The sequence below is a fragment of the Rhodococcus sp. PSBB066 genome, assembly GCF_017068255.1.
GTDB lineage: Bacteria > Actinomycetota > Actinomycetes > Mycobacteriales > Mycobacteriaceae > Rhodococcus > Rhodococcus aetherivorans.
The window spans coordinates 5,951,446-5,976,294 of record NZ_CP070859.1; the positions used below are offsets into that span (position 1 = coordinate 5,951,446).

Consider the following 24,849-nt stretch of genomic DNA (forward strand, 5'->3'; position numbering starts at 1 on the left):
CCGTCACACCGTGGCAACGTCGTACCCCCGAAGGTGGGTGCCGGGCCGCCGGACCTACCTTCGGGGGTCCCGCACCGGTCCTCTCCCAGGCCATATTCCTCCTCGAGAACGGAGGAACACACATGAACACCAGGTTGAGCCACACCGTCGGTCCGGCCGAGCAGCCACTGCTCGAGATGACGATCGGTGACAACTTCGACCGGACCGTCGCGAGGTTTCCCGACCGCGAGGCTCTGGTCGACGTACCTACCGGGCGGCGGTGGACGTACGCCGACCTTCGGGCCGACGTCGACGCTCTGGCACGAGCGCTGCTCGAGGAGGGAATCACCCTCGGTGACCGGGTCGGGATCTGGGCCCCGAACTGCGCCGAATGGACGATCGTGCAGTTCGCCACGGCGAAGGTCGGCGCGATCCTCGTGACCGTCAACCCCGCCTATCGCGCCCACGAACTCGAGTACGTCCTCACCCAGTCGGGAATCCGGCTGATGTTCGCGGTCCCGTCGTTCAAGACTTCGGACTACGCGGCGATGATCGTGCAGGTCTCGCCCCGGTGCCGGAGTCTCGAGAAGGTGGTCCACCTGGGCGGCGAGGAGTGGGCGGCGCTGCTGCGCCGGGGCGCTCAGGCCTCGCCGGACCGGCTCGCCGAGGTGCAGGACGGGTTGACCCCCGACGATCCGATCAACATCCAGTACACCTCGGGGACCACCGGTTTTCCCAAGGGCGCGACCCTCTCCCACCGCAACATCCTCAACAACGGGTTCTTCGTCGGTGAACTCCTCGGCTATACCGAACAGGACCGGATCTGCGTGCCGGTGCCGTTCTACCACTGCTTCGGCATGGTCATGGGGAACCTCGGGGCCAGCACGCACGGCGCGTGTGTCGTCATCCCGGCCCCGGCGTTCGACCCGGTGGCGACGCTGCGCGCGTGTGCCGAGGAGCGATGCACGTCCCTGTACGGGGTGCCGACGATGTTCATCAGCCTGCTCGATGCCCCGGGCTTCGACTCCTACGACCTGTCCTCGATCCGCACCGGGGCGATGGCCGGTTCGCCGTGCCCGGTGGAAGTGATGAAGCAGGTCACCCAATGGGCCCCCGAGATGGCCATCGCCTACGGGATGACCGAGACGTCCCCCGCCTCCGCCCAGACCAGGGCGAACGACTCCCTGGACCGACGGGTCTCCACCGTCGGGCGGGCCCACCCGCACGTGGAACTCGAGATCGTCGACCCGGCAACCGGTGAGACCGTGCCCTCCGGGCAACCCGGGGAGCTGTGCGTCCGGGGCTACTCGGTGATGCTCGGCTACTGGAACCAGCCCGACAAGACCGCCGAGACGGTCGATGCCGACGGCTGGATCCACACCGGTGACCTGGCGGTGATGGACGAAGCGGGCTTCGTCGCCATCACCGGGCGGATCAAGGACATGGTGATCCGCGGCGGCGAGAACATCCACCCGCGGGAGATCGAAGAGTTCCTCTACACCCATCCGGACGTTCTCGACGCCCAGGTGATCGGGGTGCCCGACGCCAAGTACGGCGAGGAGCTGATGGTGTGGCTGCGGCTGCGTGACGGTGCCGCACCTTGGGACGCGGCGGCGCTCCGCGAATTCTGCAGAGGCCGGCTCGCGCACTACAAGATCCCCCGGTACGTGCACTGCGTCGACCAGTTCCCCATGACCGTGACCGGGAAGATCCGCAAGGTGGAAATGCGAGAACACGCCATCGACATGCTCGGGCTCGAAGCCTGAAACCCACACCACGAGACACACTCACCTTCGATACGGAGGAACCGACATGAGCTGGACCATCGAACGCCGCGGACGCGTCGCCGTCGTGACGATGAACACCAATCCGGTCAACGCACAGAACCGCGCCTTCTTCGCAGACCTGCACGAGGCGTTCGATCGACTCGAACGCGACCACCCACAGTCCCCGGTCGTGCTGACCGGCACCGGCACCCGGTTCTCGGCCGGACTCGATCTCGCCGAGCACTTTCCGCTCTTCGCCGGGGACGAGGCAGAGGTCGCGTCGTGGTTCCAGGACTACCGGGCGACGAACATGCGGTTGTTCACCTATCCACGGCCGACGGTGGCCGCGGTGAACGGGCACGCATTCGCCGGGGGCCTGATCACCGCCGCCGTGTGTGACCGCCGGGTCGCCGTCCCCGACGGGGCCCGGTTCGGGATCAACGAGGTGCCGATCGGCATCCCGATGCCCGCGGTATATCTGCGGATGCTGGCCTACGCCTGGGGTGAACCGGTGGCCTCGCGAACCTGTTTGCAGGGCGAGATCTTCACCTCGGCCGAGGCGCACGCCATGGGCATCGTGCACGAGCTGGTACCGGCGGAGGAACTGCTCGGCCGCGCCGTCGCCATCGCCGAACTGACCCCCGAAGACTGCATCGAGAACTACGCCTACACCAAGCGCGCCCTGCAGGCCCCCGCCCTGCGCGACATCGCGGACCTGTGCGACCCGCTCGACCGCAAGGAGCTGGCCGCCGGCATGACGAGCGAGCCGTCCCGGCGCGCCCACCGTCGGTACTGGGAACAGCTCAAGGGCCGCCCCGCGGGATGGTGACCAGGGTGGACGGCGGCGCGGACGAGCAGTTGCCCGCCTGGGTGATCTGGCGGCAGCGGCCGTTTCCCGATACCAACCTGCTTCTGCTCGACGGGCGGGAAGCGGCGCTCGTCGACAGCGGTTTCGTCGGCCATGCGCAGCAGACAGCCGAATGGGTGCACGCGCACAGCGACAATCTCACCCGGGTCGTGAACACGCACTGGCACGCCGACCACGTCGGCGGCAACGCGCTACCGCAGGCGAGGGGTGCCGGTATTGCGGCCGGCGCCCCGGACGCCGACGCCGTCGCCCGACGCGACCCGGGCTGCTGTCTCGCCGAATACCTCGACCAGCCGGTCGCCCCGTACACCGTCGACGAACCGCTCGACGACGGGCAGGTGCTCCGGCTCGGCGACACCGACTGGGAGGTGTCCGCACCCCGGGCCACACACCCGGCCACCTGGCGCTGTGGCAGCCCGAGGAGCGACTACTGGTGGTCGGAGACGCGCTGTCCGACTACGACGTCGGCTGGGTCGACAGTGCCCTCGACGGCCCTGACGCGGCCCGCACGGCCCTGCAATCGCTGCACCGGTTGACCGACCTTCGGCCACGGGTGCTGCTGCCCGCGCACGGACCGATTCCCGCCGACACCGACGGAGCACTGGCCAGTGCACGGCGTCGCGGCCAGCGTCACGTCGACGACCCGGACGGCGCGGTGCGGTACGGCGCACGTCGAATTTTCGTCTTCGCGTTGATGATTCGAGGCGGCATTCCCGCCGACGAGGTCGAGCCCTACCTGCATGCACGCGCCTGGCTGACCGACGCCGCACGGTTGTTGTGCCTCACACCCGAGGCGCTCGCCGCCGAACTGGTCGAGACGATGATCCGCGGCGGCGCCGTCGTCGCGCGGAACAATCGACTACATGCCGCCGCCGAACACATCCCGGTCACGCCGGGAACGCTGCAGGTGCCGTTTCCCCGGAAATGGTCGGCGTCGCGCGCACGCGCCGTTCCGGACCGCACGTGAACGCGTGCTGTCGCCGAGTCCTATCCGACCACCCGCTGGATCAGCAGTACCGCACCGATTCCGATCATCGCGGCACCGGAAATCCAGGTCACCACCCGCGCCGCGGCGGGGCGGGTGCGCAGCACCACCCGCGCCCCCGTCCCCACCCCCGTGTAGACCACCGCGCAGCTGACCGTGTGCACCACACCCAGCAGCACGATCTGCACCGCGAGGGGCCACCGCGCGTCCGTGTCGGTGAACTGTGGCAGCAGCGCCAGGAACAGCAGAAGCACCTTCGGATTCAGCCCGCTGGTCCCCATACCCTTGACCGCCTGCCGCACCCACGATTCCGGCGCCTGCTCCGCCCCGGCCTGCGGCAGAGCCGAGGGCTTGACGAGCATCGCGATCCCCAGCCACACCAGGTACGCCGCCCCGACCGCCGTCAACGCGGTCAGCACCAACGGCGAACGGGCCACCAGCGCCGCGACGCCGGTCGCCACCACCGCGGTCATTGCCAGATGCCCCGACAACATCCCACCGACCGCGGGCACCACGGTGCGGTGCCGCAGCCCCGCCGCGATCGCGTACGCCCAATCCGCCCCCGGCGTCAGCACGAACAGAAACGACACCGCCCAGAACGCAGCAACGGTACCGACCGCCATGACCTCACTCATCCTTCACACTCTCGGACCGCCAGGACGCCTGGCGGTTCCCGATAGAGAGATTAGGGAGATCGACCTGGAATTCGTTCCCATAGTTTTCACAAGAACCGTGTAATTGGGGGAAAATCTTCCACATGGACAACGTCGACAAAAAGATCCTTGCCGAGCTCCAACAAGACGGGCGGCTCACCGTCACCGAACTCGCCGATCGGGTCCAACTCAGCATCTCGCCCTGCCACCGCCGCCTACGCGCGCTGGAGAGCTCCGGCGCGATCACCGGCTACCGCGCCCAGCTCGACGCCGGCGCCCTGGGCCTGACGTTCGAGGCGCTCGTCTTCGTCACCATGCGCACCGTCGACCGCGACACCCTCGAGGCATTCGAACCGGCCGTCGCCGCCATACCCCATGTCCTGCAAGCGCAACGACTGTTCGGCGACCCCGACTACCTCCTGCGGGTGATCACCCGCGACCTGCCCGCCTTCCAGAAGCTCTACGACGAATCCCTCGCCACCCTCCCCGGCGTCGGGCGCCTCAGCTCCACTCTCGTCATGAAAAGCGTGGTAGACAACCGTCCCCTGCCCCTGTAGGACCCCGACCACTGCTCCGTGGCCTACGCGGTCCGGAGCGTACCGACGCCCCAGGAAGGACGGTGTCCTGTCCGTCCCGATCGAAGAACACGTCGTTACTCCGCTGTCGACGGTCCGCATCGATGATGCGGCGCACCTCCGGGCCCAGCGCCGAGGCACTCACCCGAATTCCAGTGCGAAATCGTCGATTTCGGACTGGTCGAGGTCGCTCAGCGTCAGATCGGAGGGAGTGAAGCCACCGGCGTCGTCGCGCGCGGCGTGGTCGGCGAGCGCACACAGCGCCGCGACCCAGCCGTGCGCCAACTCGGCGACGACGGACGCCGGCACGACCCCGGTGGCGTAACCCCACGTCGCGCGGAGCACCGGTCCGGCCGGCGTCTCCTCGGTGACGGCGCCGACCTCGATCGCGTGGCTCACCGGCATCGCCTCGTCGGTGGTGCCGCCGAGCACGCCGGCCTCCGGAGCGGCCGTCCACGGTCCGCCGTCCCCCTCGCCGAGGGTCAGCCGGCCGAGATAGTTGAACCCGATCTCCGGTGCCGGTGCGGCCCCGAGTTCGGTCCCGGACTCGGGATCGAGATGGCGGAGCATGCCGAACCCGATTCCGTTGTCCGGGATCTCCCGCAACTGCTCCTTGACGAGCTTGAGCGCCACCCCGGCGCAGTCGCCGCCGGCGAACGCCTCGGCGAGATCCACCCCGGAGACGTCGAGGCGGACCGGATACAGGCTGGTGAACCAGCCGACGGTGCGGGACAGGTCGGCGCCGGGCACCACCTGCTCCTCGCGTCCGTGCCCCTCCCGGTCCACCGGGACCGCCCCACCGCCGCACACCCGGCCCACCGTCAGCGCCAGCGCGGTGAGCAGCACGTCGTCGACGCCGGCGCGGAAGCGCTCCGGCACCGTCGTCAGCAGCGCCTCGGTCACCGACGCCGGGACCTGCACCTGCACCCGCGAGACCGTCGCCATCGTGTCGCGCGCGGGATCCACCCGCCGCCCCGCGATCCGCACGCATCCGGCCGGTTCGAGGGCGCGGCGCCACAACCCCAGTTCGCCGCGCCGCGCCGGAACCTGGTCGAGCAGCCCCCGCGCCCAGGTCCGCAGCGGCGTTCCCCCGCCGGCCGGTTCGGTGCCCTCGCACGCGACGGCCAGGTCCGGGACCAGGATCCGCCACGAGACCCCGTCGATCACCAGATGATGCACCACCACCAGGATCCGGCCCGGACGCCCTGGGCCGGCGTCGAAGAAGACCACCCGCATCATGTCACCGGTCTCGGGATCCAGGGCGGCACAGGCGACGTCGGTCTCCTCGGACAGCACCGTCGAGCGGGACCGCTCGTCGAGTCCCCGGACGTCCACCCGCGTGACGAGCGTGGCCGGATCGACGGTGTCCGCGGCACGGACGTCGAATGTCCTTGCCGCCGGATCGAACACGGCACGCAAGGCGTCGTGCACCGCGAGCACCCGGCCCACCGCCGCGACCAGGGTGCCGAGGTCGACCCCGACGGGCGCGTGCAGGAGGCGGGACTGGGCGAATCCCCGGTAGGGGCCGCCGCGGTCGAGGAGGTCGTGCACGATCGGGGTCGCCGGGACGAGACCCAGGGCGGCGGTGCGTTCCGTCTCGTCCGGTGCCGTGTCGACCTGCACGATGCGGGCCAGGCCCGCCGGGGTGCGGTGCTCGAAGACGTCGCGGGCGGCGAAGCGCAGTCCCGCCGCCCGGGCTCTCGACACGAGCTGGATCGAGACGATGGAATCACCGCCGAGGGAGAAGAAGTCGTCGTCGGGTCCGATCGTGTCCAGGCGCAGCACCTCCGCCACCACCGCGCACAGGCGCCGCTCGAGGTCGTTCGCCGGGGCCCGGGACGCCCCGGCGGGCGCGAAGACCGGGGCGGGCAGCGCCCGCCGGTCGACCTTACCGTTGGGGGTGACCGGGAACTCGTCGAGCACCACGATCGCGGCCGGCACCATGTGCTCGGGCAGACTACGGGACACGTGCTGCCGCACCACTTCCGGATCTGCTCCGGCGCCGGTGACGTAGCCGACGAGCCGGCGGCGGCCCGGCTCGTCCTCCCGGGCCACGACCACGCAGCCCGCGACCGCCGGGTGCGCCGACAACGCGGCCTCGATCTCGCCGAGCTCGATGCGGAACCCGCGGATCTTGACCTGATCGTCGCTGCGGCCGAGGTACTCGAGCACCGGACGGTCGCCGCCCGCGTCGATCCACCGCACCCGATCTCCGGTGCGGTAGAGCCGGGCGCCCGCAGCGCCGAACGGATCGGCCACGTAGCGGGCCGCACTCGGCCCGGGGCGGTTCAGGTAGCCGCGGGTTACGCCGGGCCCGCCGACGTACAGCTCTCCGGCCACGCCCGCCGCGACGAGGCGCAGACGGTCGTCGAGCACGTACACCCGGGCGCCGTCGATCGGCGCCCCGATGTGCGGGCGCGCCCCGCGGATCTCGGCGACCGTGGCGTCGACCGTGCATTCGGTGGGGCCGTACATGTTCAGCGCCCGTACCCCGTCGAACGCGCCGAGCGCCGACCACAGGTCCGCGGACACGGCCTCGCCGCCGACGGCGAGCAGGCTGGGACGGTGCGGCGCCGCGGGCTCGCACAGGCCGGCGGCGAGCAGTTCGGTCATGAGCAGCGGTACGCAGTCGACGGCGTCGATGCGGTGGGTGCGCACGTAGGCGACGGTGGCGGCGGCGTCGGCGAGCAGGTCGGCGTCCGGCAGGTACAGGGTGTGCCCGGCGAGCATGGACAGCAGCGGGTCGATCGAGGAGTCGAACGACAGCGCGTAGGTCAGCAGCACCCGCAGCGGCCGGTCCTCCGCGCGGCCGACGGTCCGGCGCCGCTGGGTCGCGACCAGGTTCACGACGCCGCGGTGCGGCACCACGACGCCCTTGGGGAGCCCGGTCGAGCCGGAGGTGTAGACGACATAGGCGGCCCCGTCGCCGGAGACTGCGCCGAGATGCTCGCCCGGCTCGAGCGGGGTGTCCGGGAGCGTGGGGTCCACCGCGGCGAGCGCGGCCTCGTCGAGGACGAGGACGGGCCTCGAGTCGGCGAGCATGTGTTCGATGCGCTCGGCCGGGTACCCGGGATCGATCGGGACGTAGGCGCCGCCGGCCTGCCACACCGCGAGGGCCGCGACGATCGCGTCGGTGCCGCGCGGCAGCATCAGCCCGACCACCGTCTCGGGTCCCACGCCGCGGCGGATCAGGTGCCGCGCGAGCCGACTGGTACGGGCGTGCAGTTCCCCGAAGGTGAGCGTCCCGGTAGCGGTGACCAGCGCGGTCGCGGTCGGGGTGCGCCGCGCCTGGCGGGTGAACAGCTCACCCAGGGTGTCCACGCCGACGTCTTCGACGTCGTCCATACATACGTACGGGCTGCCGGAGCAGAGACGGTCGCGCTCGTCGTCGGCGAGCAGGTCGAGCGCGGACAGCCGGGTCCGCGGATCCCTCGCGAGCGCCGCGAAGGCGCGCACCACGCGGGCGGCCAGCGCGTCGGCGGTGGCCGCGTCGAACAGGTCCCGCGCGTATTCCACCCGCACCCGCAGGCCGACGCCCGCGTCCTCGACCACGTCGAAGGTCAGGTCGAACAGGGCGGCGCCGGTGTCGACGGTGGACACCCGCGGTTCCAGGCCGGCGAAGGCGTCGACGACCGGCGGGGTGCGGTGCTGCACGAGCACCTGGAACAGCGGGTGCCGGCCGGCGCTGCGGGAGGGGTTCAGGGCCTCGACGAGCCGGTCGAACGGCAGGTCCTGGTTCGCGTAGGCGTCGAGGTCGGTGCTGCGGATCCGGGCGAGCAGTTCGGCGAGCGTGGGATCGCCGGACAGGTCCGTCCGCAGAACCACCATGTTGACGAAGAACCCGACGAGGTCGTCCAGTTCGGCGGCGGGGCGGCCCGCGGTGGGCGAGCCGATCGGGATGTCCTCCCCCGCGCCGCTGCGCGCGAGGGCGACGGCGACGGCGGTGTGCACGAGCATGAACATCGTGGCGCCCGCACCGCGCGCGACGGCCCGCAGCGCATCGGCCACGTGCGGCGGTACCAGCCGTTCGACCGTGCCGCCCGCGAACGTGGCCGTCGCGCCGCGGGGCCGGTCGGTGGGCAGGTCGAGTTCCTCCGGCATCCCGTCGAGCCGGGCGCGCCAGTAGTCGAGCTGGCGGGCGGCGAGTCCGTCGCCGTCGCCGAGGATCTCGCGGTGCCACACCGCGAAGTCGGCGTACTGCACCGGCAGCGGCGCCGGCGTCCAGGAACTCCCGGCGGCCGCGGCGGCGTAGGCCGCGCCGAGCTCGCGCAGCAGGATCGGGGCGGACAACTCGTCGGCGGCGACGTGGTGCACGAGCACCAGCAGCACGGCCTCCGCGGATCCGCCCTCGAAAAGCATCACCATGATCGGGATCTCGCGTTCGAGGTCGAACACGTGCCGCGCCGCGGCCGCCACCGCCGCGTCCAGGTCGGCCCCCGCGACGGTGCGGGCGGTGAACGGCACGCCGGGTGCGGCGAGCACGCGTTGCATGCCGACGCCGTCGTGGTCCTCGAGCACGGTGCGCAGGACCTCGTGCCGGTCCAGCACCGCGCGCACCGCTTCGTGCAGCGCCGCCGGATCGGGGACGCCGCGCAGGCGCAGCGTCAGCGGGACGTTGTAGGTCGGGCTCGGGCCCTCGAGCCGGAACTGGAACCACAGCCGCTGCTGCCCCGCCGACAGCGGTGCACGGTCGCCGCGTTCGACCGGGCGCAGCGGGATCCGCAGGGCCGCGGCATCGTCGGGGCACTGCGCGGCGAGCCCCTCGACGGTCGGGTGGTCGAAGACGGTGCGGATCGGCAGTTCCACGCCGAGCGCGTCGCGGACCTTCGCGATCAGCTTGGCCGCCGCGAGGGAGTGACCGCCGAGGAGGAAGAAGTCGTCGTCGACGCCGACGGTGTCGAGGCCCAGGACGTCCGCGAACACCGCGCACAGCACGCGTTCGCGTTCGGTGGCGGCCGCGCGGCCGCCGACGAGGGCCCCGAAGTCCGGTTCCGGCAGCGACGTGCGGTCCACCTTCCCGTTGGAGGTGAGCGGCAGCGCGTCGAGGAACACGAACGCCGACGGCACCATGTGCGCCGGCAGCCACCGCGCCACGAGCTCGCGGGCCGTCGCGGGGTCACCGTCGCCGCCCACCAGGTAGGCGACGAGCCGCGCGGTGCCGGTCGCGTCGGGACGCGCCACGGCGACGGCCCGCGCGACGCCGGGCAGCTCCTGCAGCGCCGCCTCGACCTCGCCGAGTTCGACGCGGAAGCCGCGGATCTTGACCTGGTCGTCCCGGCGGCCGCGGTAGACGAGGTGGCCGTCCGCGGTCCACCGCACCACGTCGCCGGTGCGGTACATGCGGCTTTCGCTGTCGCCGAACGGGTTCGCCACGAACCGCGCCGCGGTCGCGCCGGGCGCGCCGAGGTAGCCGCGCACCACGCCGGGGCCGGCGACGTACAGTTCGCCGTCCACGCCCTCCGGGACCGGGTTCAGCGCGGCGTCGAGCACGTAGGCGCGCAGGTTCGCCACCGGCCGGCCGATCACGGGTTCCGCCGCGTCCCCCACCTCGGCGACGAGGACGTCGACGGTGCCCTCCGTGGGGCCGTAGAAGTTGAACGCGGCGCCGTCGCGCTCACGCAGACGCCGCCACAGGGCGTCGGTGACGGCGTCGCCGCCGAAGCCGAGCGTCGGCACGGTACCGGCGGGCAGCAGGTCGGCCTCGACGATCTGCTCGAGTTGCGCGGGCGACAGTTCGACGAAGTGCCAGCCCTCGCTGCCGGCGAGTTCGGCGAGCCGGTGCGGGTCCCGCTGGGTGGCCTCGTCGACGATGCGCAGCTCGTGTCCGTCGAGCAGCCACAGATGCGGGCCCCACGAGGCGTCGAACGCGAACGACCAGGCATGCCCGACCCGCAGGCGGTCGCGGCCGGCCTCGGCGCGGGCACGGGAGAAGACGCGCTCGCGGTGGCTGTGGAACAGGTTGACGGCGCCGCGGTGCGGGACCTCCACGCCCTTGGGCCGGCCGGTCGAACCGGAGGTGTGGATGACGTAGGCGACGTCGAGCTCGTGCAGCGGGCGGCCGCGTTCGGCGCGGGTCAGCGGCTCGGCGTCGTAGCCGGACAGGTCCAGCCCGTCGAGGTTCACCGGATCGGGCAGGCCCGCGGTGCAGGAGATCTCGGCGATACGTGCGGCGCCGTCGCCGCCGGTGAGCACGACACCGGGTACGGTCTCGGCGAGCACGTGGGCGAGCCGCTCGGCGGGATGGTCGGGGTCCAGCGGAACGCACGTGGCGCCGGCCTCGAGGACGGCGAACAGCGCAACCAGCGTGTCGGCGCGGCGCGGCAACGCGACGGCGACGCGCCGCTGTGGGCCGAGCCCGCGGCTCAGGAGGTGACGGGCGAGGCGGCGCGAGCGCGCGGCCAGTTCGCCGAAGGTCAGGGCGGTGGCGGCATCGCGCACCGCGGGTGCGTCCGGGTCACGGGCCACCTGCGCGGCCAGCAGGTCCGGCAGCGTGAGGTCCGTCGGCACCGGCAGGTCGTCGCCGCTGCGCTCGACGAGGAGGCGGCGGCGCTCGCCGGCGCCGAGGATCTGCAGCCGGGCCAGCGGCCGGTGCGGATCGGCGAGCGCGGCGATTTGGGTGAGGAGCAGTTCGAGACGGCGTGCGTGCCGCGCGAGGTCGTCGGCGGTGTAGGCGTCGGCATCCGCGTCCACCCAGACTTCGAGGCCGCCGGTGTGGTCGAGCGGCCGCACGGTCACCATGAAGTCCTGCAGCGGGCCCCGGGCCACGGAGTGCACCGCGGCGTGCAGGTCCGCGAAGCGCAGCCGGTCGCCGAACGGTTTGACGTTGACGGACGGCCCCACGACGCCCCGGGAGCCCGCGGGCAGGCGCAGGTCGTTCTGGATGTCCTCCCCGCGGTAGCGGTGGTGCGGGCGGCAGTCCGCCACGGCGGCACGCACCTCGGCGACGAGATCGGCGAGGGTGCGGGCGGGTTCGGGACGCAGGCGCAGCGGCACGACGTTGACCGCGGACATCGGCACGGTCGTCGCGGCGCTGCCGAGCCGGTTCATCACCGGGAATCCCACGATCACGTCGCCGCGTCCCGTCGCGGCGCGCAGGAACGCGGCGACGGCGGCGGTGACGACGTCGCCCCAGCTCGCGCCGGTGGCCTTGCCGATCCGCGAGAGCCCTTGCTGCTGTTCGGCGGTCAGGGTCAGGCGCACGCCGCGGCAGCGGACGGCGATGCCGCCGGGACCGTCGGCGAGGGTCACGGCGTCCTCGGCGCCGTCGAGGTAGCCGGCCCAGAAGTCCCGGTCGGCGGCGAAGTCCGCGGACGCACGGTAGGCGGCTTCCTCGGCGACGACGGGGGCGAGTGGGGCGAACCTGGCCGGTGGGACCGGCAGCCCGAGCACGTCGGCGGTGTAGCGCTCGGCGATGCGCCGGGTGAGCAGGCCGAAGCCGTAGGCATCGATCACCAGGTGGTGGATGCACAGGTAGAGGACGGCGTGCCGGTCGCCGAGGCGGAGCACGGCGACGCGCAGGCACGGCTCGCGGGCGGGATCCAGCACGCGCGTGTGGTCGCCGGCCATCCAGCGCCGGGCGGCCGCCTCCGGCTCGGGCTCGCGGCGCAGATCGACGACGGCGGGCTCCGGCGCCTCGTGCGCGCCGGGACGGATGAGGACCGATCCGTCGGCCTCCACGGCGAAGGCCGCGGTGAGCACCTCGGCTTCGGCGACGGCCTCCCGGACCGCCCGCGTCACCGCGGCGACGTCGACGTCGCCGCGGAGTTCGACGCATTCCGCGGTGTTGAAGACGGGGTTCGCGGGGTCGAGCTGCTGGGCGAACCATACGCCGGACTGGGCCCGCGTCAGCGGAAATGCCGAGGTCGACGGGCCGGACGTGGGCACGATCGATCCCCTTTCTACGGTCGAATTCGACTGTGCCGTATCGCATCACGAGAGGTGAAGCCGGTCCGGCGCGAAACGTGACGATACCAAAGGTTAGGCTAACCGTATATGTTCTGCTGGGTCGGGTGCACGGCACCGCGACCGTCCCTGTCACCACTACGAGAGGTCTGCGCACATGCAAGCACCGGCCGTCGCCGCGCACGGCACCGCCGCCCCGCGGCAGATCGGCACCGCCGCCCCGCGGCAGATCGGGTCCGCCGCCCCGTTCGTGCTGTCGCGTCCGCACGGCACCGTCGTGGCGGAGGGCGTCGACGCCCGGTTCGACTCGGCCGGCGAGGCCGCGGCGGCGCTGCGCGCCGGCTCGGTGGCCGCCGTCGTCGGCGCGCTGCCGTTCGCACCCGACCACCACGCCGCCCTCACCGCGCCCGTCGCGCTGCGGCACCAGCCGGACCCCGTCGGGGACGTCACCGTCGCGCTGCCGCCGGTGCGGATCGCCGCGACGCTGCCCACCGAGGACGAACATCTCGACCGGGTGGCCACGGCGCTGCGGCAACTGCGCGACCCGGCCGACGACCTGGCGAAGGTGGTGCTGGCCCGCGCGCTGCTCCTGCGGGCGGACGCACCCGTCGACCCGGCGTCGCTGCTCGCCCGCCTGGCCGGAAACGACCCCTCCGGCAACGGATTCGTCGTCGACCTCACCGCCGCCGGGGGACCGTGGACCGGCCGGCACCTCGTCGGGGCCAGTCCCGAGGTGCTCGTCCGGCGCCGCGGCGACCTCGTCACGTGTCATCCGCTCGCCGGTTCGGCGCCCCGGCACCCGGACCCCGAGGTCGACCGGCGCACCGGCCGGCGCCTCGCCGCGTCGGAGAAGAACCTCGCCGAGCACGCCCACGTCGTCGACGCCCTGCGCGCGAGCCTCGAACCGCTGTGCACCGACCTCGACATCCCCGGTTCGCCGACCCTGACGACCACCCGGCAGCTCTGGCACCTGGGCACCCCGATCTCGGGCCGGTTGCGGGACCGGTCGGTCACCGCCCTCGACCTCGCCCTCGCCGTGCATCCGACCCCCGCAATCTGCGGCACGCCGACCGCCCCCGCCCGGGCGCTGATCCAGGAACTGGAGGGTGACCGCGGTTTCTACGCCGGCGCCGTCGGCTGGGCCGACCGGGACGGCGACGGCGAATGGATGGTGACGATCCGCTGCGCCGTCCTCGACGCCGACGGCACCACGCTCACGACCCACGCGGGCGGCGGCATCGTCGCCGGGTCGGATCCGCTCGACGAACTCGCGGAGACCACAACGAAGTTCGGCACGGTGCTCGAGGCGCTGGGGGTGCGGCGGTGAGCCGGTCCGTCACCCTCGTCGTCGGCGCCGCCCAGGGCATCGGCCGCGCCACCGCCCTGACCCTCGCGAAGGCCGGGCACCGCGTCGTCCTCGCCGACCGCGATGTCGACGGCCTCGCCGAGACCGCCGCGCTGCTCGACGTGGCCGCCCCCGTGCACGGTCTCGACGTGTGCAACGCGGCCGGCGTCGCCGAGGCGGTCGCACGAGTGGAGGCCGAGCACGGGCCGGTCGACGCGCTGGCCCACGTCGCGGGCGTCTTCACCACCGGGTCGGTGCTCGACTCCGATCCCGCCGAGTGGCAGCGGATGTTCGACGTCAACGTCACCGGCCTGATCAACGTGCTGCGCGTCGTCGGTCGCGGGATGCGCGAGCGTCGCCGCGGGGCGATCGTCACGGTCGGCTCCAATTCGGCGGGTGTGCCCCGCGCCGGAATGGGCGCATACGGCGCGTCGAAGTCCGCCGCCCACATGATCGTTCGTGTGCTCGGCCTCGAGCTGGCCCGGTTCGGGGTCCGCGCCAACGTCGTCGCCCCGGGCTCCACGGACACGGCGATGCAACGGTCCCTGTGGCCGGATCCGGCCGACGACGCGGGCGCCCGCACCGCGATCGACGGCGACGCCGCCTCGTTCAAGGTGGGGATTCCATTGGGCCGCATCGCCGACCCTGCCGACATCGCCGACGCCGTCGAGTTCCTGCTCTCCGACCGTGCCCGCCACATCACCATGCAGACCCTGTACGTCGACGGCGGCGCCACGCTGCGCGCCTGAACCGGATCGAAAGGAACTCCGTGACGATCGCCGCCACCCGGACTCCCCTGGCTGCCACCGCCGGCTACCCCCAGGAGTTCGCGGAACTCTACCGCGCCGCGGGCTACTGGACGGACGAGACGTTCGTCCGGTTCCTGTCCGTGCGGGCCGACCGCCACGGCGAGCGCGTCGCCGTGGTCGGCCGTGACGCCCGCGGCACCGAACGCCGCCTCACCTACCGCGAACTCACCGGCGCCGCGGACCGGATCGCCACCGGGCTCGCGGCCGCGGGCGTCCGGCCGGGCGACCGGGTGCTGGTGCAGCTGCCCAACATCGTCGAGTACACCGAGGTGGTCTTCGCGGTGTTCCGGCTCGGTGCGCTGCCGGTGTTCGCGCTGCCCGCGCACCGCAGCGCCGAGATCGGGTACTTCTGCCGGTTCACCGACGCCGCCGCGTACGTGATCGCCGGCGAGCACGGCGGATTCGACTACCGCGGCCTGGCCCGGCAGGTGTGCACGAACCTCGACCGTCCGCCGGTCGTGGTCGTCGCCGGCGACGCCCAGGAGTTCACCCCGCTCGACGCGCTGCGCGAGCACGAGCCGGGCGAATTCGCCGATGTCGAAGCGGAATCCGTCGCCTTCCTGCAGCTCTCGGGCGGCACCACCGGAACCCCGAAGCTGATCCCGCGCACCCACACCGACTACCTGTACTCGGTGCGCGAGTCGGCCCGCATCTGCGGCGTCGACGCCGGCACCCGGATGCTGGTGGTACTGCCGGCGGCGCACAACTTCCCGATGAGCTCACCCGGGATCCTCGGGGTCCTGCACGCCGGCGGCACGATCGTGCTGGCGCCGGACCCGAGCCCCGACACCGCCTTCGCGCTGATCGAGCGCGAGCGGGTCACCATGGCGTCGCTCGTGCCCCCGCTCGCACTGGCGTGGCTGTCGGCGCGGCCCCGTATCGACCGGGACCTGTCGTCGCTGCAGGTCCTGCAGGTGGGGGGCGCGAAGTTCGGCGCCGAGGCGGCCGCGCGCGTGACGCCCGAACTCGGCTGCACCCTGCAGCAGGTGTTCGGGATGGCCGAGGGCCTGGTCAACTACACCCGGCTCGACGACCCCGAGGCCACCATCGTCGGCACCCAGGGCCGGCCCATCAGCCCGCACGACGAGATCCGGGTGGTCGACGACGCCGACCGTCCCGTCGCCCCGGGCGCGACGGGCCACCTGCTCACCCGCGGTCCCTACACGATCCGCGGCTACTACGACGCGCCCGGGCACAACGCGTCGGCGTTCACCGCCGACGGGTTCTACCGCACCGGAGATCTCGTGCGGCTGACCGAGGACGGCTACGTCGTCGTCGAGGGCCGCGCGAAGGACCAGATCAACCGGGGCGGCGAGAAGATCGCCGCCGAGGAGGTGGAGAACCACCTGCTCGCCCACCCCGGGGTCCTGGACGCCGCGGTGGTGGCCGTGCCCGACGCCTACCTCGGGGAGCGCACGTGTGTGTTCGTCGTCGCCGACGGCGAGGCCCCGAAGGCCCCGGCGCTGAGGACCTTCCTGCGCGAGCGGGGCCTGGCCGCGTACAAGATCCCCGACAAGGTGGTCTTCGTCGACACCTTCCCCCGCACCGGTGTGGGCAAGACCAGCCGCGCCGGACTGCGTCGCGCGCTCGCCGCCACCCTGCAGCACTGATCCCGACTCCGCTCGACCACAGAAAGCGAATCCTGCGATGGCCCTGCCGAAGTCCGTGTCCTATCCCCTGCCGACCGACCTGCCCGCCAACACCGTCGACTGGACCATCGACCCGCGGCGGGCGGTACTGCTCGTGCACGACATGCAGGAGTACTTCGTGCGGGCCTTCGACCGCGCGGCGGATCCGCTGGCGACGGTGGTCCCGAACATCGACGCGATCCGGCGGTCGGCGTACGAGGCGGGCATTCCCGTCGTCTACACCGCCCAGCCCGGCGACCAGGATCCGGCCGAGCGGGCGCTGCTCACCGATTTCTGGGGTCCCGGCCTGGCCGACGATCCGGCCCTGACGTCCGTCGTCGCCGACCTCGCGCCGCGCGAGGACGACGTGCAGCTCACCAAGTGGCGCTACAGCGCGTTCATCCGCACCGACCTGCGGGAGCGGATGCGCGCGTGGGGCCGGGACCAGCTCGTCGTCACCGGCGTCTACGCCCACATCGGGTGCCTGAGCACCGCGCTGGACGGATTCATGCAGGACGTGCAGGTCTTCGTCGTCGCGGACGGCGTCGCGGACTTCTCCCGGCGCGAGCACACCGAGGCGCTGCACTACCTCGCGGCGCGGTGCGCCGCCGTGGTGCCGGCGGCGGACGCGGTGCGGCGCCTGCGCACCAGCGTCCTCTCGGTGTCCGGCTGATCCGCGGGGAGCGCCGCTTACACGCCGACTTCCTGCGGTTCCGTGCGGGCCGCGAGCGCGGCGTATCTGCCGCCGCGGGCGAGCAGTTCGTCGTGGCTGCCCTGCTCCACGATGCGGCCGCGGTCGAGGACGACGATCGTGTCGGCGTCGCGGATCGTCGAGAGGCGGTGCGCGACGGTGAGGGTCGTGCGGCCGCGGCGGGCCGCGTCCAGGGCCTGCTGCACCGCGCGTTCGGTCTCGTTGTCGAGCGCGCTCGTCGCCTCGTCGAGCACCAGGATGCGCGGGTCGCGCAGCAGGGTGCGGGCGATGGCGAGGCGCTGCTTCTCGCCGCCGGAGAAGCGGTGTCCGCGCGCCCCGACGACGGTGTCGTAGCCGTCCGGCAACGAGGACAGGAGCTCGTGGATGTGCGCGGCGCGGGCGGCCTGCTCGATCTCGGCGTCCGTCGCGTCGGGCTTGGCGTGGCGCAGGTTCTCCCGGACCGTGGCGTGCAGCAGGTACGTCTCCTGGGAGACGACCCCGACCAGGCTCGCGATGTCGGCGAGCGGAAGGTCGCGCACGTCGACGCCGTCGATCGTCACCCGCCCCGACGTGGGGTCGTACAGCCGCGCGACGAGCGACCCGAGAGTCGTCTTTCCCGAACCTGTTTCGCCGACGAGAGCGACGTGTGAGCCGGCGGGCACGTCGAGGGTGATGCCGGCCAGCGCGTCCCGGTCGGCGCCGTCGTAGCGGAAGCGGACGTCGTCGAACCGCACGGCGCCGGCGATCCGGTCGAGGTCGAGCCGCACCGGGTTCGCGGGTTCGCCGATCTCGACGGTCAGGTCGAGGTATTCGAAGATGCGGCTGAACAGCGCCAGCGAACCGGTGACCGACACGCCCACGTCGAGCAGGCTCATCAGCGGCCGGAACAGGGTGGCCTGCAGGCCGGTGAAGGCGACGAGGGTGCCGATGGTCATCCCGCCCGACGTCGCGGGCAGGCCGGCGACGAGGTAGAGCAGGGCGGGGATGGCGGCGAAGACGATGTTCATCGTGGCCATGCGCCAGCGACCGGACAGCTGGGAACGGACCTCGAGGTCGGCCAGTTCGGTGGAGGTGCGGGCGAAGCGTGTCGACATGGCCGGGCCGGTGCCGAGGGTCTTACCGAGCAGGACGCCGCTGAGCGAGAGACTCTCCTCGATCTGGGTCTGCATGTCGGCGAGGCGACGCTGGCGCACGGCGGTGATCTCGCGGCGCATCAGGGCGACTTTGCGGGTGAGCCAGATCGCCGGCGGCAGCACCAGCAGGGACAGCAGCGACAGCCGCCAGCTGAGCACCGCCATCGCGACGGCCGTGCCGACGACGGTGGTGACGTTGGCGGCGATCGAGGTGGCGGTGGAGGTGACGACGTTCTGCATGCCGCCGATGTCGTTGGTCAGGCGTGACTGGATCTCCCCGCCGCGGGTGCGGGTGAAGAAGCCGAGGGACTGCCGTTGCAGGTGGTCGAACACGCGGGTGCGCAGGTCGTGCATGACGTGCTGGCCCACCGTGGTGGAGATCCACGTCTGCACCACCCCGAGGATCGAGGCGACGACGGTGACGGCGAGCATCGCGCCGACGGCGCCGAGCAGCAACGGCACGTCCTGGTCGGGAATCGCGTGGTCGATGAGGGTGCGGACGAGGAACGGGTTGGCGAGCGTGATCACCGACGACACCACGATGAGCGCGACGACGAGCGCGACCTGCCAGCGGTAGGGCGCGAAGAGCGCGCCGATGCGGCGCACGCTCACGGGGGATTCCTCGAGCTGGGCGCGGTCGCGCGGGTCGGGCTTGGCGTGCCGCATCGGTCCCGGCCCGCCGCCGGGCGGAGGCTGCATCATGCCCATCACCTCCTTCGTGAGGCACGAAACGTACTTGTTGAGGTTGCCTCACTAAGAGGCAGCCGTCAAGTGAGGTATGATCCGCATCATGTCCGACGCCCCCACCGACCCGGCGCTGCGCGACCTGCTGATGACGGCCACCCGCACGCTGCGACGCCGCTGGCACGCCACCCTCGTCCCGTGGGAACTGTCCCCGCACGAGCACCGCGCGCTGCACGTCGTCGGCCACTCCGCTCAGCCGCTGCGCCTCGGCGACGTCGCCAAGGCGCTGCGCATCGCGCCGCGATCGGCCACCGAGGTGATCGACCGGCTCGAGGCCCGGGGCCTGACCCGTCGCGTCGCCGACCCCGCCGACCGTCGCGCCGTGTGCGTCCACCTCACCGACGAGGGCCGTCGCATCGCCGCCGAACTCGACGCGGCCCGCGACGCCGAGGCCACCGAGTTCTTCGCCCACCTCGACGGCCCCGAACGCACCGAACTGGCCCGCCTCCTCACCAAGCTCGCCGACGGGTGACTCCCGCGACGAAGGGGAGGTTGTTGTGGCAACGTGCGAGTGGCGTGCCCGACAACCGCCCCCTCGGCGCGACAACCTCCCGCTCGGATCTCACGTTCCCCGCCCGACGGACGTCTACCCGGTGGGCCGGGTGGGACAGCCCGGGCGGAGGAGGAACCATGACCACCGGGAACCGGACCGACTCGCTCACCGCGCGGGTCGATGCTCAGGACTGGCCGGCGCTCGTCGCCGAACTCGACGCGACGGGGTGCGCGCAGACCGGGCCGCTGCTCACCGCGGACGAGTGCGCGCGCGTCGCCGCGATGTGGGACGACGACCGCCGCTTCCGCAGCACGATCGACATGGAACGGCACCGCTTCGGCAAGGGCACCTACCGCTACTTCGGCGACCCCGTACCCGAGGGCATCACCCGGTTGCGCGCGGCGTTCTACCACCGGTTGCTGCCCGTCGCACGGGACTGGGCGCAGCGGCTCGGCGACCCGGCGCCCTGGCCCGACGACTTCGGCGACTGGCTCGACGCCTGCCACGCCGCCGGACAGGCCAGGCCGACGCCCATCCTGCTGCGCTACACGACCGGCGACTGGAACGCCCTGCACCGCGACCTCTACGGCGACCTGGTGTTCCCGCTGCAGGTGGTGATCGGCCTCGACCGGCCCGGCCACGACCACCTCGGCGGCGAGTTCCTCCTCGTCGAGCAACGCGCCCGCGCACAGTCCCGCGGCACCGTCACCGTGCTGCAGCAGGGTCACGGGCTGATCTTCACCACCCGCGACCGGCCCACCCCCTCCGCGCGCGGCTGGACCCGCTCCCCCGTCCGGCACGGGGTCAGCACCGTCCGCGCCGGCGTCCGCCGCACCCTCGGCCTCGTCCTGCACGACGCCCGATGACCGGCTACACGCTGCTCGGCGCGGACGGCCGTCCCTACCGCAGCCCGATCCCCGGGTCCGTCGGTGGGCACCGGCGCGGCCGGATCTACGGTCGCCTCGACTGCCGCGCGGCGCTGCGGGCGATCGCCCGCGGCGGGTACGTCCGGGACCGGGTCTTCTTCGCCGACGAATCCGATGCCGTCGCAGCCGGATACCGCCCGTGCGCGGTGTGCCTTCCGGGGCGCTACCGGGAATGGCAGACGAGGCGGCACCCGTGAGCGACGCCCTGTTCCCCGTGCCGCGCGCCCGCGTCGAGATCGCCCCGGGCGCCGTGCACGTGCCCGGCTGGCTCGACGTCGAGGAGCAACGCCGCCTCGTCGCCGCCTGCCGGGACTGGGCGCGCGGGCCCGTGCCGATCCGTCACACCGCCCTGCCTGGCGGGGGCCGGATGTCGGTGCAGACCGTCTGCCTCGGGTGGCACTGGTCGCCGTACCGTTACACCCGCACCGCGGTGGACGTGAACGACGCTCCCGTCGCCCCTTTCCCGGACCGGCTGGGCGACCTCGGGCGGCGTGCCCTCGTCGCCGCGTACGACGACCCGCACGCCGGCGACGATTACACCCCCGACACCGCGCTGATCAACTTCTACGACGGCGACGCCCGCATGGGCATGCATCAGGACAAGGACGAACGCAGCGACGCCCCCATCGTGTCGCTCAGCATCGGCGACGCGTGCACCTTCCGGTTCGGCAACACCGAGAGCCGCGGCCGGCCCCACCGCGACGTCCGGCTCGAATCCGGCGACCTGTTCGTGTTCGGCGGTCCGTCGCGGCTCGCGTATCACGGTGTGCCCAAAGTCTTTCCCGGCACGGCCGACCCCGCGTCGGGGATGACGCGGGGCCGGCTCAACCTCACGATGCGGGTCACCGGGCTCGGCGGGTGAGCTACCCGGAGCGGCGAGGAGCCTCACCCCTCCTCGGGCTTGACCGCCAGCACCGGTTTGCGGCAGGACAGCAGCAGCCGCTGGGCGGTACTGCCGAGAAGCAACTTGCCGACGGGTGTGCGGTCGCGGACCCCGATCACCAGCAGTTGCGCCTCGTCGGGCTCCATGGCGTCCAGGATCACGTCGACGGTCTCGTCGCCGACCGTCTGCCTGATCTCGTGCTCGACGCCGCTTCCGGACAACTTCTCCTCCAGCGCCTCGAGCTGTGCCCGGGCGGCGAACGACCGGTCGGCGAGGGCATCGCCCCTGGAGGTGTTGATCACGAGAAGTGAGGTGCCGCGCAACCGGGCCTCGGCGATGCCGTGGTCGACGGCGGCTCCGCCGTACCGGTCCGGGGTGAATCCGACGACGATCATGCGTGGGCCTTCTCTCGGGTCTCGCTGGAGTCGTCACCGGGGGTGCCGGCCGGAATCACGGCAGGCCGGCGCGAGTGGACGAACCGGGCGGCGAGCGGCGCGACGAGCAGCAGTGCGATGACGATGTAGACGACGATGGCGACGGGTTCGGTGACGAGGCTGCCCCAGTCGCCGCCCCCGAGCTGCAAGCTCTGGCGGAGTTGGCGTTCGATGCGCGGCCCGAGGATCACCCCGATGATCAACGGCAGGACCGGAAGACCGAACCGGCGCATCATGAGCCCGAGCAGGCCGAACGTCAGCAGCAGGGCGAGGTCGAGCCACTGCAGGTTGACGGCGAACGCGCCGAGCGCGGCGAAGAACAGGATGCCGGCATACAGATACGGCCGGGGCGTGCGGAGCAGCTTGGCCCACAGCGGGGCAAGGGGAAGGTTGAGGACGAGCAGGAGGAAGTTGCCGATGAACAGGCTCGCGATCAGCGTCCAGATCAGCAGCGGTTCCTTCTCGAACAGCGTCGGCCCGGGCTGGATTCCGTACGACACGAAGGCGGTCAGCATCACCGCGGCGGTCGCATTGGTCGGCAGACCCAGCGACAGCATCGGCACGAGGGTGCCCGCCGCGGAGGCGTTGTTCGCCGCCTCCGGTCCCGCGACGCCTTCGATGGCGCCCTTGCCGAACTCGTCCTTGTGCTTCGACAGCTTCTTCTCGGTGATGTACGAGAGGAAGGTCGGCAGCTCGGCACCACCCGCCGGCAGCGCGCCGAACGGGAATCCGTATGCGGTGCCGCGCAACCACGGCTTCCACGACCGCTTCCAGTCGCTGCGGCCCATCCACGGACGGCCGACCGGGATGACCTCGGCGGGGCGGCGGCGCAGGTGCGCGGCCACCCACAGCGCCTCACCGACCGCGAACACCGCGACCGCGACGACGACGATGTCGATGCCGTCGGACAGCTGCGGAATGCCGAAGGTGGCGCGGGGCTGCCCGGTGAGGAAGTCGATTCCGACCAGTCCGATCGCGAGGCCCAGGAACAGCGAGATGCAGCCCCGGAGCTTGGAACTGCCGAGGACGGCGGTGACGGCGACCAGCGCGAGCAGCATGATCGCCAGATACGACGGCGCACCGAGAGTCACGGCGAAGCGCGACACCGCGGGAGCGAAGAGCACCAGCAGCATCGTGCCGATCGATCCGGCGACGAACGAGCCGATGGCGGCGGTGGCGAGGGCCTGCGCCGCGCGCCCGGCTCTCGCCATCCGGTTGCCCTCGATCGCGGTGATCACGGAGGACGACTCCCCCGGGGTGTTGAGCAGGATCGAGGTCGTCGACCCGCCGTACATTCCGCCGTAGTAGATGCCGGCGAACATGATGAACGCGGCGCTCGGGCTCACGTTGTAGGTGACGGGCAGCAGCAGCGCCACCGTCATCGCGGGCCCGATGCCCGGCAGTACTCCGACCGCGGTCCCCAGCAGGACACCGAGACACGCGTAGAGCAGGTTCATCGGGGTCGCCGCCTGCTCGAACCCCTGCAGCAGCCAGGTCAATGTGTCCATGTCACAGAATTCCGTCCAGAATGCCTGCGGGCAGCGGTATTCCGAGCCCGACGTAGAATGCGTAGAAGCTGCCGAACCCGAGGACCGCCCCGATCACGAGACTGCGCACGTAGTGCCTGTTTCCCAGGACCGTCGCGGCGCCGGCGAACAACAGGGTTCCGGTGATCGCCCACCCCAGCGGGCCGACGAGGGCGATCGTCGCGACGAACAACGCGACCAGCAGCCCGACCGTGCGCCAGTCCCCGGGCGACGACAGGTCCACGTCCTCTCCGCCGTCCTCCTCGCCGGTCGATCCCCACAGGATCGCCGCTGCGAGCGCCACCGCGCAGACGACGAGTCCGGTGCCGACGACCATCGGGAACAGCCGAGGCCCCACCGGGTCGACCTTGACGAAACCCGCTGTCAGAGTGAGCGCGTCGACGATCAGGAAGACTCCCACCGCCACGAGCACACCGCAGACGACGAACTGGGCCGGATCCTTCATCCGGCGGGCCGGCGTCGCATCGGCCGCTGCCCGCGTACTCATGCCAGCCCCAGCTCGGACAGCGTGGACGAAACCCGCTCGTCCTGCTCTTCGAGGAACCGCTCGAACTCCGGTCCGGTCGCGAACGCGTCGCTCCACCCGTTCTTCACCAGAGCCTCCTTCCATGCCGGGGTGTCGTGCAACTTCGCGAGCGCCTCCACCATTGCCGCCTTGGCCTCGTCCGAAATTCCGGGCGGCGCAAGGATTCCGCGCCAGTTGGTGAAGGTCAGATCGATGCCCGCCTCACGGAGCGTCGGTGCGTCGATGCCGGGAACGCGCTCGTTGCCCGACACCGCGAGGACCCGGACCTGGCCCGCCTCGATCTGGTCGACGTACTCGCCGAGCCCCGACGTGCCCGCGGTGATCTTCTCGCCGAGCAGCGCGGTCAGCAGATCACCGCCGCCGTCGTAGGACACGAAGTTCACTGCCTTCGGATCCACTCCCACCGCACGTGCCGTCTCCATCGGGAACAGGTGGTCGGGACCTCCGGGTGACGATCCACCGCCGATCGTGATCGCCGACGGGTCGGCGCGCCACGCGGCGACGAAGTCGTCGACGGTGCGCAACGGCGAGTCCGCGGGGACGAGAATGCCCTCCTGCTCCTCGACCATCCTGGCCAGGGCCGTAGCGTCGGACACCCGGGCCGTCGAGCCGTTCGTGTAGCCGGCGCCGACCACCCCGAGGCCCATCATCATCATGAGGTCGTCGTTGCCCGCCTCGTTCATGAGCCGGGCCATCGCCACCGTTCCGCCTGCGCCGATGACGTTGAAGACCTCCACGCGGCCGGTGATGCCGTCGTCCTCCATGATCTTCACCGCCGTCCGGGCGGTGAGGTCGTAGCCTCCGCCGGGGCTGTTGGGAACCATCATCCGCACCCGGTGCAGACCCTCGTCCTCGCCGCGGGTGACGCCGCATCCGGCAACGAGAATCCCCGCGAGCACGAGCAGTAGGACCGCACGTACGCGGCCTCCGCCGGCTGTCCTGGACATCGTTCCTTCTTTCGC

Annotated in this window: 20 protein-coding genes; 13 read left to right on the plus strand and 7 right to left on the minus strand. The window is 72.0% G+C overall.

What is annotated here, in order from left to right; all coding sequences use genetic code 11:
- The first annotated feature begins 122 nt into the window (after positions 1-122).
- Genes JYA75_RS27150 through JYA75_RS27165 form a run of 4 tightly spaced genes read left to right on the plus strand, consistent with a single transcriptional unit; the run spans position 123 to position 3,580 of the window.
- Positions 123-1,745, plus strand: a complete 1,623-nt coding sequence (locus tag JYA75_RS27150) for an AMP-binding protein (RefSeq protein ID WP_065923006.1) — start codon at positions 123-125, stop codon at positions 1,743-1,745.
- A gap of 46 nt (positions 1,746-1,791) precedes the next feature.
- On the plus strand, positions 1,792-2,574 hold the full coding sequence (locus tag JYA75_RS27155) for an enoyl-CoA hydratase/isomerase family protein (RefSeq protein ID WP_065923007.1): 783 nt from the start codon (positions 1,792-1,794) through the stop codon (positions 2,572-2,574).
- On the plus strand, positions 2,568-3,149 hold the full coding sequence (locus JYA75_RS27160) for an MBL fold metallo-hydrolase (RefSeq protein WP_198163315.1): 582 nt from the start codon (positions 2,568-2,570) through the stop codon (positions 3,147-3,149). The genes JYA75_RS27155 and JYA75_RS27160 overlap by 7 nt, the downstream gene beginning before the upstream one ends.
- Positions 3,146-3,580: a hypothetical protein gene (locus tag JYA75_RS27165; RefSeq protein ID WP_198163317.1), complete on the plus strand. Its 435-nt coding sequence runs from the start codon at positions 3,146-3,148 to the stop codon at positions 3,578-3,580. The genes JYA75_RS27160 and JYA75_RS27165 overlap by 4 nt, the downstream gene beginning before the upstream one ends.
- Positions 3,581-3,600: 20 nt before the next feature.
- Here JYA75_RS27165 and JYA75_RS27170 read toward each other — a convergent pair whose 3' ends face one another.
- Positions 3,601-4,233: a LysE family translocator gene (locus tag JYA75_RS27170; RefSeq protein WP_308936531.1), complete on the minus strand. Its 633-nt coding sequence runs from the start codon at positions 4,231-4,233 to the stop codon at positions 3,601-3,603.
- A gap of 122 nt (positions 4,234-4,355) precedes the next feature.
- Here JYA75_RS27170 and JYA75_RS27175 point away from each other — a divergent pair, with 122 nt between their 5' ends.
- Positions 4,356-4,808 (plus strand): Lrp/AsnC family transcriptional regulator, encoded by a 453-nt coding sequence (locus tag JYA75_RS27175; protein WP_006931915.1) that lies wholly within the window; start codon positions 4,356-4,358, stop codon positions 4,806-4,808.
- Positions 4,809-4,967: 159 nt separating this feature from the next.
- Here the strand turns inward: JYA75_RS27175 and JYA75_RS27180 are convergent, their stop codons facing one another.
- Positions 4,968-12,710, minus strand: coding sequence for a non-ribosomal peptide synthetase (locus JYA75_RS27180; RefSeq protein ID WP_185713842.1), 7,743 nt, complete (start codon positions 12,708-12,710; stop codon positions 4,968-4,970).
- Positions 12,711-12,885: 175 nt separating this feature from the next.
- On the opposite strand from JYA75_RS27180, the gene JYA75_RS27185 reads away from it, so the two are divergent.
- The 4 genes from JYA75_RS27185 to JYA75_RS27200 are packed head-to-tail and all read left to right on the plus strand — an operon-like array spanning position 12,886 to position 17,183.
- The gene (locus JYA75_RS27185) at positions 12,886-14,055 is read left to right on the plus strand and encodes an isochorismate synthase (protein WP_029541313.1); all 1,170 of its coding nucleotides are present in this window, start codon (positions 12,886-12,888) and stop codon (positions 14,053-14,055) included.
- Positions 14,052-14,822, plus strand: coding sequence for a 2,3-dihydro-2,3-dihydroxybenzoate dehydrogenase (locus tag JYA75_RS27190; RefSeq protein ID WP_006931907.1), 771 nt, complete (start codon positions 14,052-14,054; stop codon positions 14,820-14,822). The genes JYA75_RS27185 and JYA75_RS27190 overlap by 4 nt, the downstream gene beginning before the upstream one ends.
- 20 nt (positions 14,823-14,842) lie before the next feature.
- Positions 14,843-16,492, plus strand: coding sequence for a (2,3-dihydroxybenzoyl)adenylate synthase (locus tag JYA75_RS27195; protein ID WP_006931905.1), 1,650 nt, complete (start codon positions 14,843-14,845; stop codon positions 16,490-16,492).
- Positions 16,493-16,529: 37 nt separating this feature from the next.
- The gene (locus JYA75_RS27200; RefSeq protein ID WP_203329549.1) at positions 16,530-17,183 is read left to right on the plus strand and encodes an isochorismatase family protein; all 654 of its coding nucleotides are present in this window, start codon (positions 16,530-16,532) and stop codon (positions 17,181-17,183) included.
- Between the two features lie 17 nt (positions 17,184-17,200).
- Here the strand turns inward: JYA75_RS27200 and JYA75_RS27205 are convergent, their stop codons facing one another.
- Positions 17,201-19,036 (minus strand): ABC transporter ATP-binding protein, encoded by a 1,836-nt coding sequence (locus tag JYA75_RS27205; protein WP_180987026.1) that lies wholly within the window; start codon positions 19,034-19,036, stop codon positions 17,201-17,203.
- Between the two features lie 76 nt (positions 19,037-19,112).
- Between JYA75_RS27205 and JYA75_RS27210 the strand changes: the two genes are divergently transcribed.
- The 4 genes from JYA75_RS27210 to JYA75_RS27225 all read left to right on the plus strand — a co-directional run bounded on the left by JYA75_RS27210 (position 19,113) and on the right by JYA75_RS27225 (position 21,359).
- Positions 19,113-19,550 carry a winged helix DNA-binding protein gene (locus tag JYA75_RS27210; protein ID WP_006931898.1) on the plus strand — a complete coding sequence of 146 codons (438 nt, stop codon included), beginning with the start codon at positions 19,113-19,115 and terminating at the stop codon, positions 19,548-19,550.
- Between the two features lie 158 nt (positions 19,551-19,708).
- Positions 19,709-20,437 carry a 2OG-Fe(II) oxygenase gene (locus JYA75_RS27215; protein ID WP_161996681.1) on the plus strand — a complete coding sequence of 243 codons (729 nt, stop codon included), beginning with the start codon at positions 19,709-19,711 and terminating at the stop codon, positions 20,435-20,437.
- Entirely contained in the window at positions 20,434-20,694 is a 261-nt protein-coding gene (locus tag JYA75_RS27220; protein WP_006931895.1) for an Ada metal-binding domain-containing protein, read from the plus strand. The genes JYA75_RS27215 and JYA75_RS27220 overlap by 4 nt, the downstream gene beginning before the upstream one ends.
- Complete coding sequence (locus tag JYA75_RS27225; protein WP_161996680.1) at positions 20,670-21,359, plus strand: alpha-ketoglutarate-dependent dioxygenase AlkB; 690 nt, start codon at positions 20,670-20,672, stop codon at positions 21,357-21,359. The genes JYA75_RS27220 and JYA75_RS27225 overlap by 25 nt, the downstream gene beginning before the upstream one ends.
- A 23-nt stretch (positions 21,360-21,382) precedes the next feature.
- Here JYA75_RS27225 and JYA75_RS27230 read toward each other — a convergent pair whose 3' ends face one another.
- Genes JYA75_RS27230 through JYA75_RS27245 form a run of 4 tightly spaced genes read right to left on the minus strand, consistent with a single transcriptional unit; the run spans position 21,383 to position 24,834 of the window.
- Entirely contained in the window at positions 21,383-21,775 is a 393-nt protein-coding gene (locus tag JYA75_RS27230) for a universal stress protein (protein WP_029541295.1), read from the minus strand.
- Positions 21,772-23,322, minus strand: a complete 1,551-nt coding sequence (locus JYA75_RS27235; protein WP_006931890.1) for a tripartite tricarboxylate transporter permease — start codon at positions 23,320-23,322, stop codon at positions 21,772-21,774. The genes JYA75_RS27230 and JYA75_RS27235 overlap by 4 nt, the downstream gene beginning before the upstream one ends.
- A gap of 1 nt (position 23,323) precedes the next feature.
- A complete protein-coding gene (locus JYA75_RS27240) occupies positions 23,324-23,848 on the minus strand; it encodes a tripartite tricarboxylate transporter TctB family protein (protein WP_006931888.1) in 525 nt (174 codons plus the stop codon).
- Entirely contained in the window at positions 23,845-24,834 is a 990-nt protein-coding gene (locus tag JYA75_RS27245; RefSeq protein ID WP_006931886.1) for a tripartite tricarboxylate transporter substrate-binding protein, read from the minus strand. Before JYA75_RS27245 ends, JYA75_RS27240 begins: the two co-directional genes overlap by 4 nt.
- Between the last annotated feature and the right edge of the window lie 15 nt (positions 24,835-24,849).

Coding starts and splice junctions, on each gene's coding strand:
- JYA75_RS27150 (WP_065923006.1), top strand. CDS start 123: ATGAACACCAGGTTGAGCCACACCGTCGGTCCGGCCGAGCAGCCACTG.
- JYA75_RS27155 (WP_065923007.1), top strand. CDS start 1,792: ATGAGCTGGACCATCGAACGCCGCGGACGCGTCGCCGTCGTGACGATG.
- JYA75_RS27160 (WP_198163315.1), top strand. CDS start 2,568: ATGGTGACCAGGGTGGACGGCGGCGCGGACGAGCAGTTGCCCGCCTGG.
- JYA75_RS27170 (WP_308936531.1), bottom strand. CDS start 4,233: ATGAGTGAGGTCATGGCGGTCGGTACCGTTGCTGCGTTCTGGGCGGTG.
- JYA75_RS27175 (WP_006931915.1), top strand. CDS start 4,356: ATGGACAACGTCGACAAAAAGATCCTTGCCGAGCTCCAACAAGACGGG.
- JYA75_RS27185 (WP_029541313.1), top strand. CDS start 12,886: ATGCAAGCACCGGCCGTCGCCGCGCACGGCACCGCCGCCCCGCGGCAG.
- JYA75_RS27200 (WP_203329549.1), top strand. CDS start 16,530: ATGGCCCTGCCGAAGTCCGTGTCCTATCCCCTGCCGACCGACCTGCCC.
- JYA75_RS27205 (WP_180987026.1), bottom strand. CDS start 19,036: ATGATGCAGCCTCCGCCCGGCGGCGGGCCGGGACCGATGCGGCACGCC.
- JYA75_RS27210 (WP_006931898.1), top strand. CDS start 19,113: ATGATCCGCATCATGTCCGACGCCCCCACCGACCCGGCGCTGCGCGAC.
- JYA75_RS27215 (WP_161996681.1), top strand. CDS start 19,709: ATGACCACCGGGAACCGGACCGACTCGCTCACCGCGCGGGTCGATGCT.
- JYA75_RS27220 (WP_006931895.1), top strand. CDS start 20,434: ATGACCGGCTACACGCTGCTCGGCGCGGACGGCCGTCCCTACCGCAGC.
- JYA75_RS27225 (WP_161996680.1), top strand. CDS start 20,670: ATGGCAGACGAGGCGGCACCCGTGAGCGACGCCCTGTTCCCCGTGCCG.
- JYA75_RS27230 (WP_029541295.1), bottom strand. CDS start 21,775: ATGATCGTCGTCGGATTCACCCCGGACCGGTACGGCGGAGCCGCCGTC.
- JYA75_RS27235 (WP_006931890.1), bottom strand. CDS start 23,322: ATGGACACATTGACCTGGCTGCTGCAGGGGTTCGAGCAGGCGGCGACC.
- JYA75_RS27240 (WP_006931888.1), bottom strand. CDS start 23,848: ATGAGTACGCGGGCAGCGGCCGATGCGACGCCGGCCCGCCGGATGAAG.
- JYA75_RS27245 (WP_006931886.1), bottom strand. CDS start 24,834: ATGTCCAGGACAGCCGGCGGAGGCCGCGTACGTGCGGTCCTACTGCTC.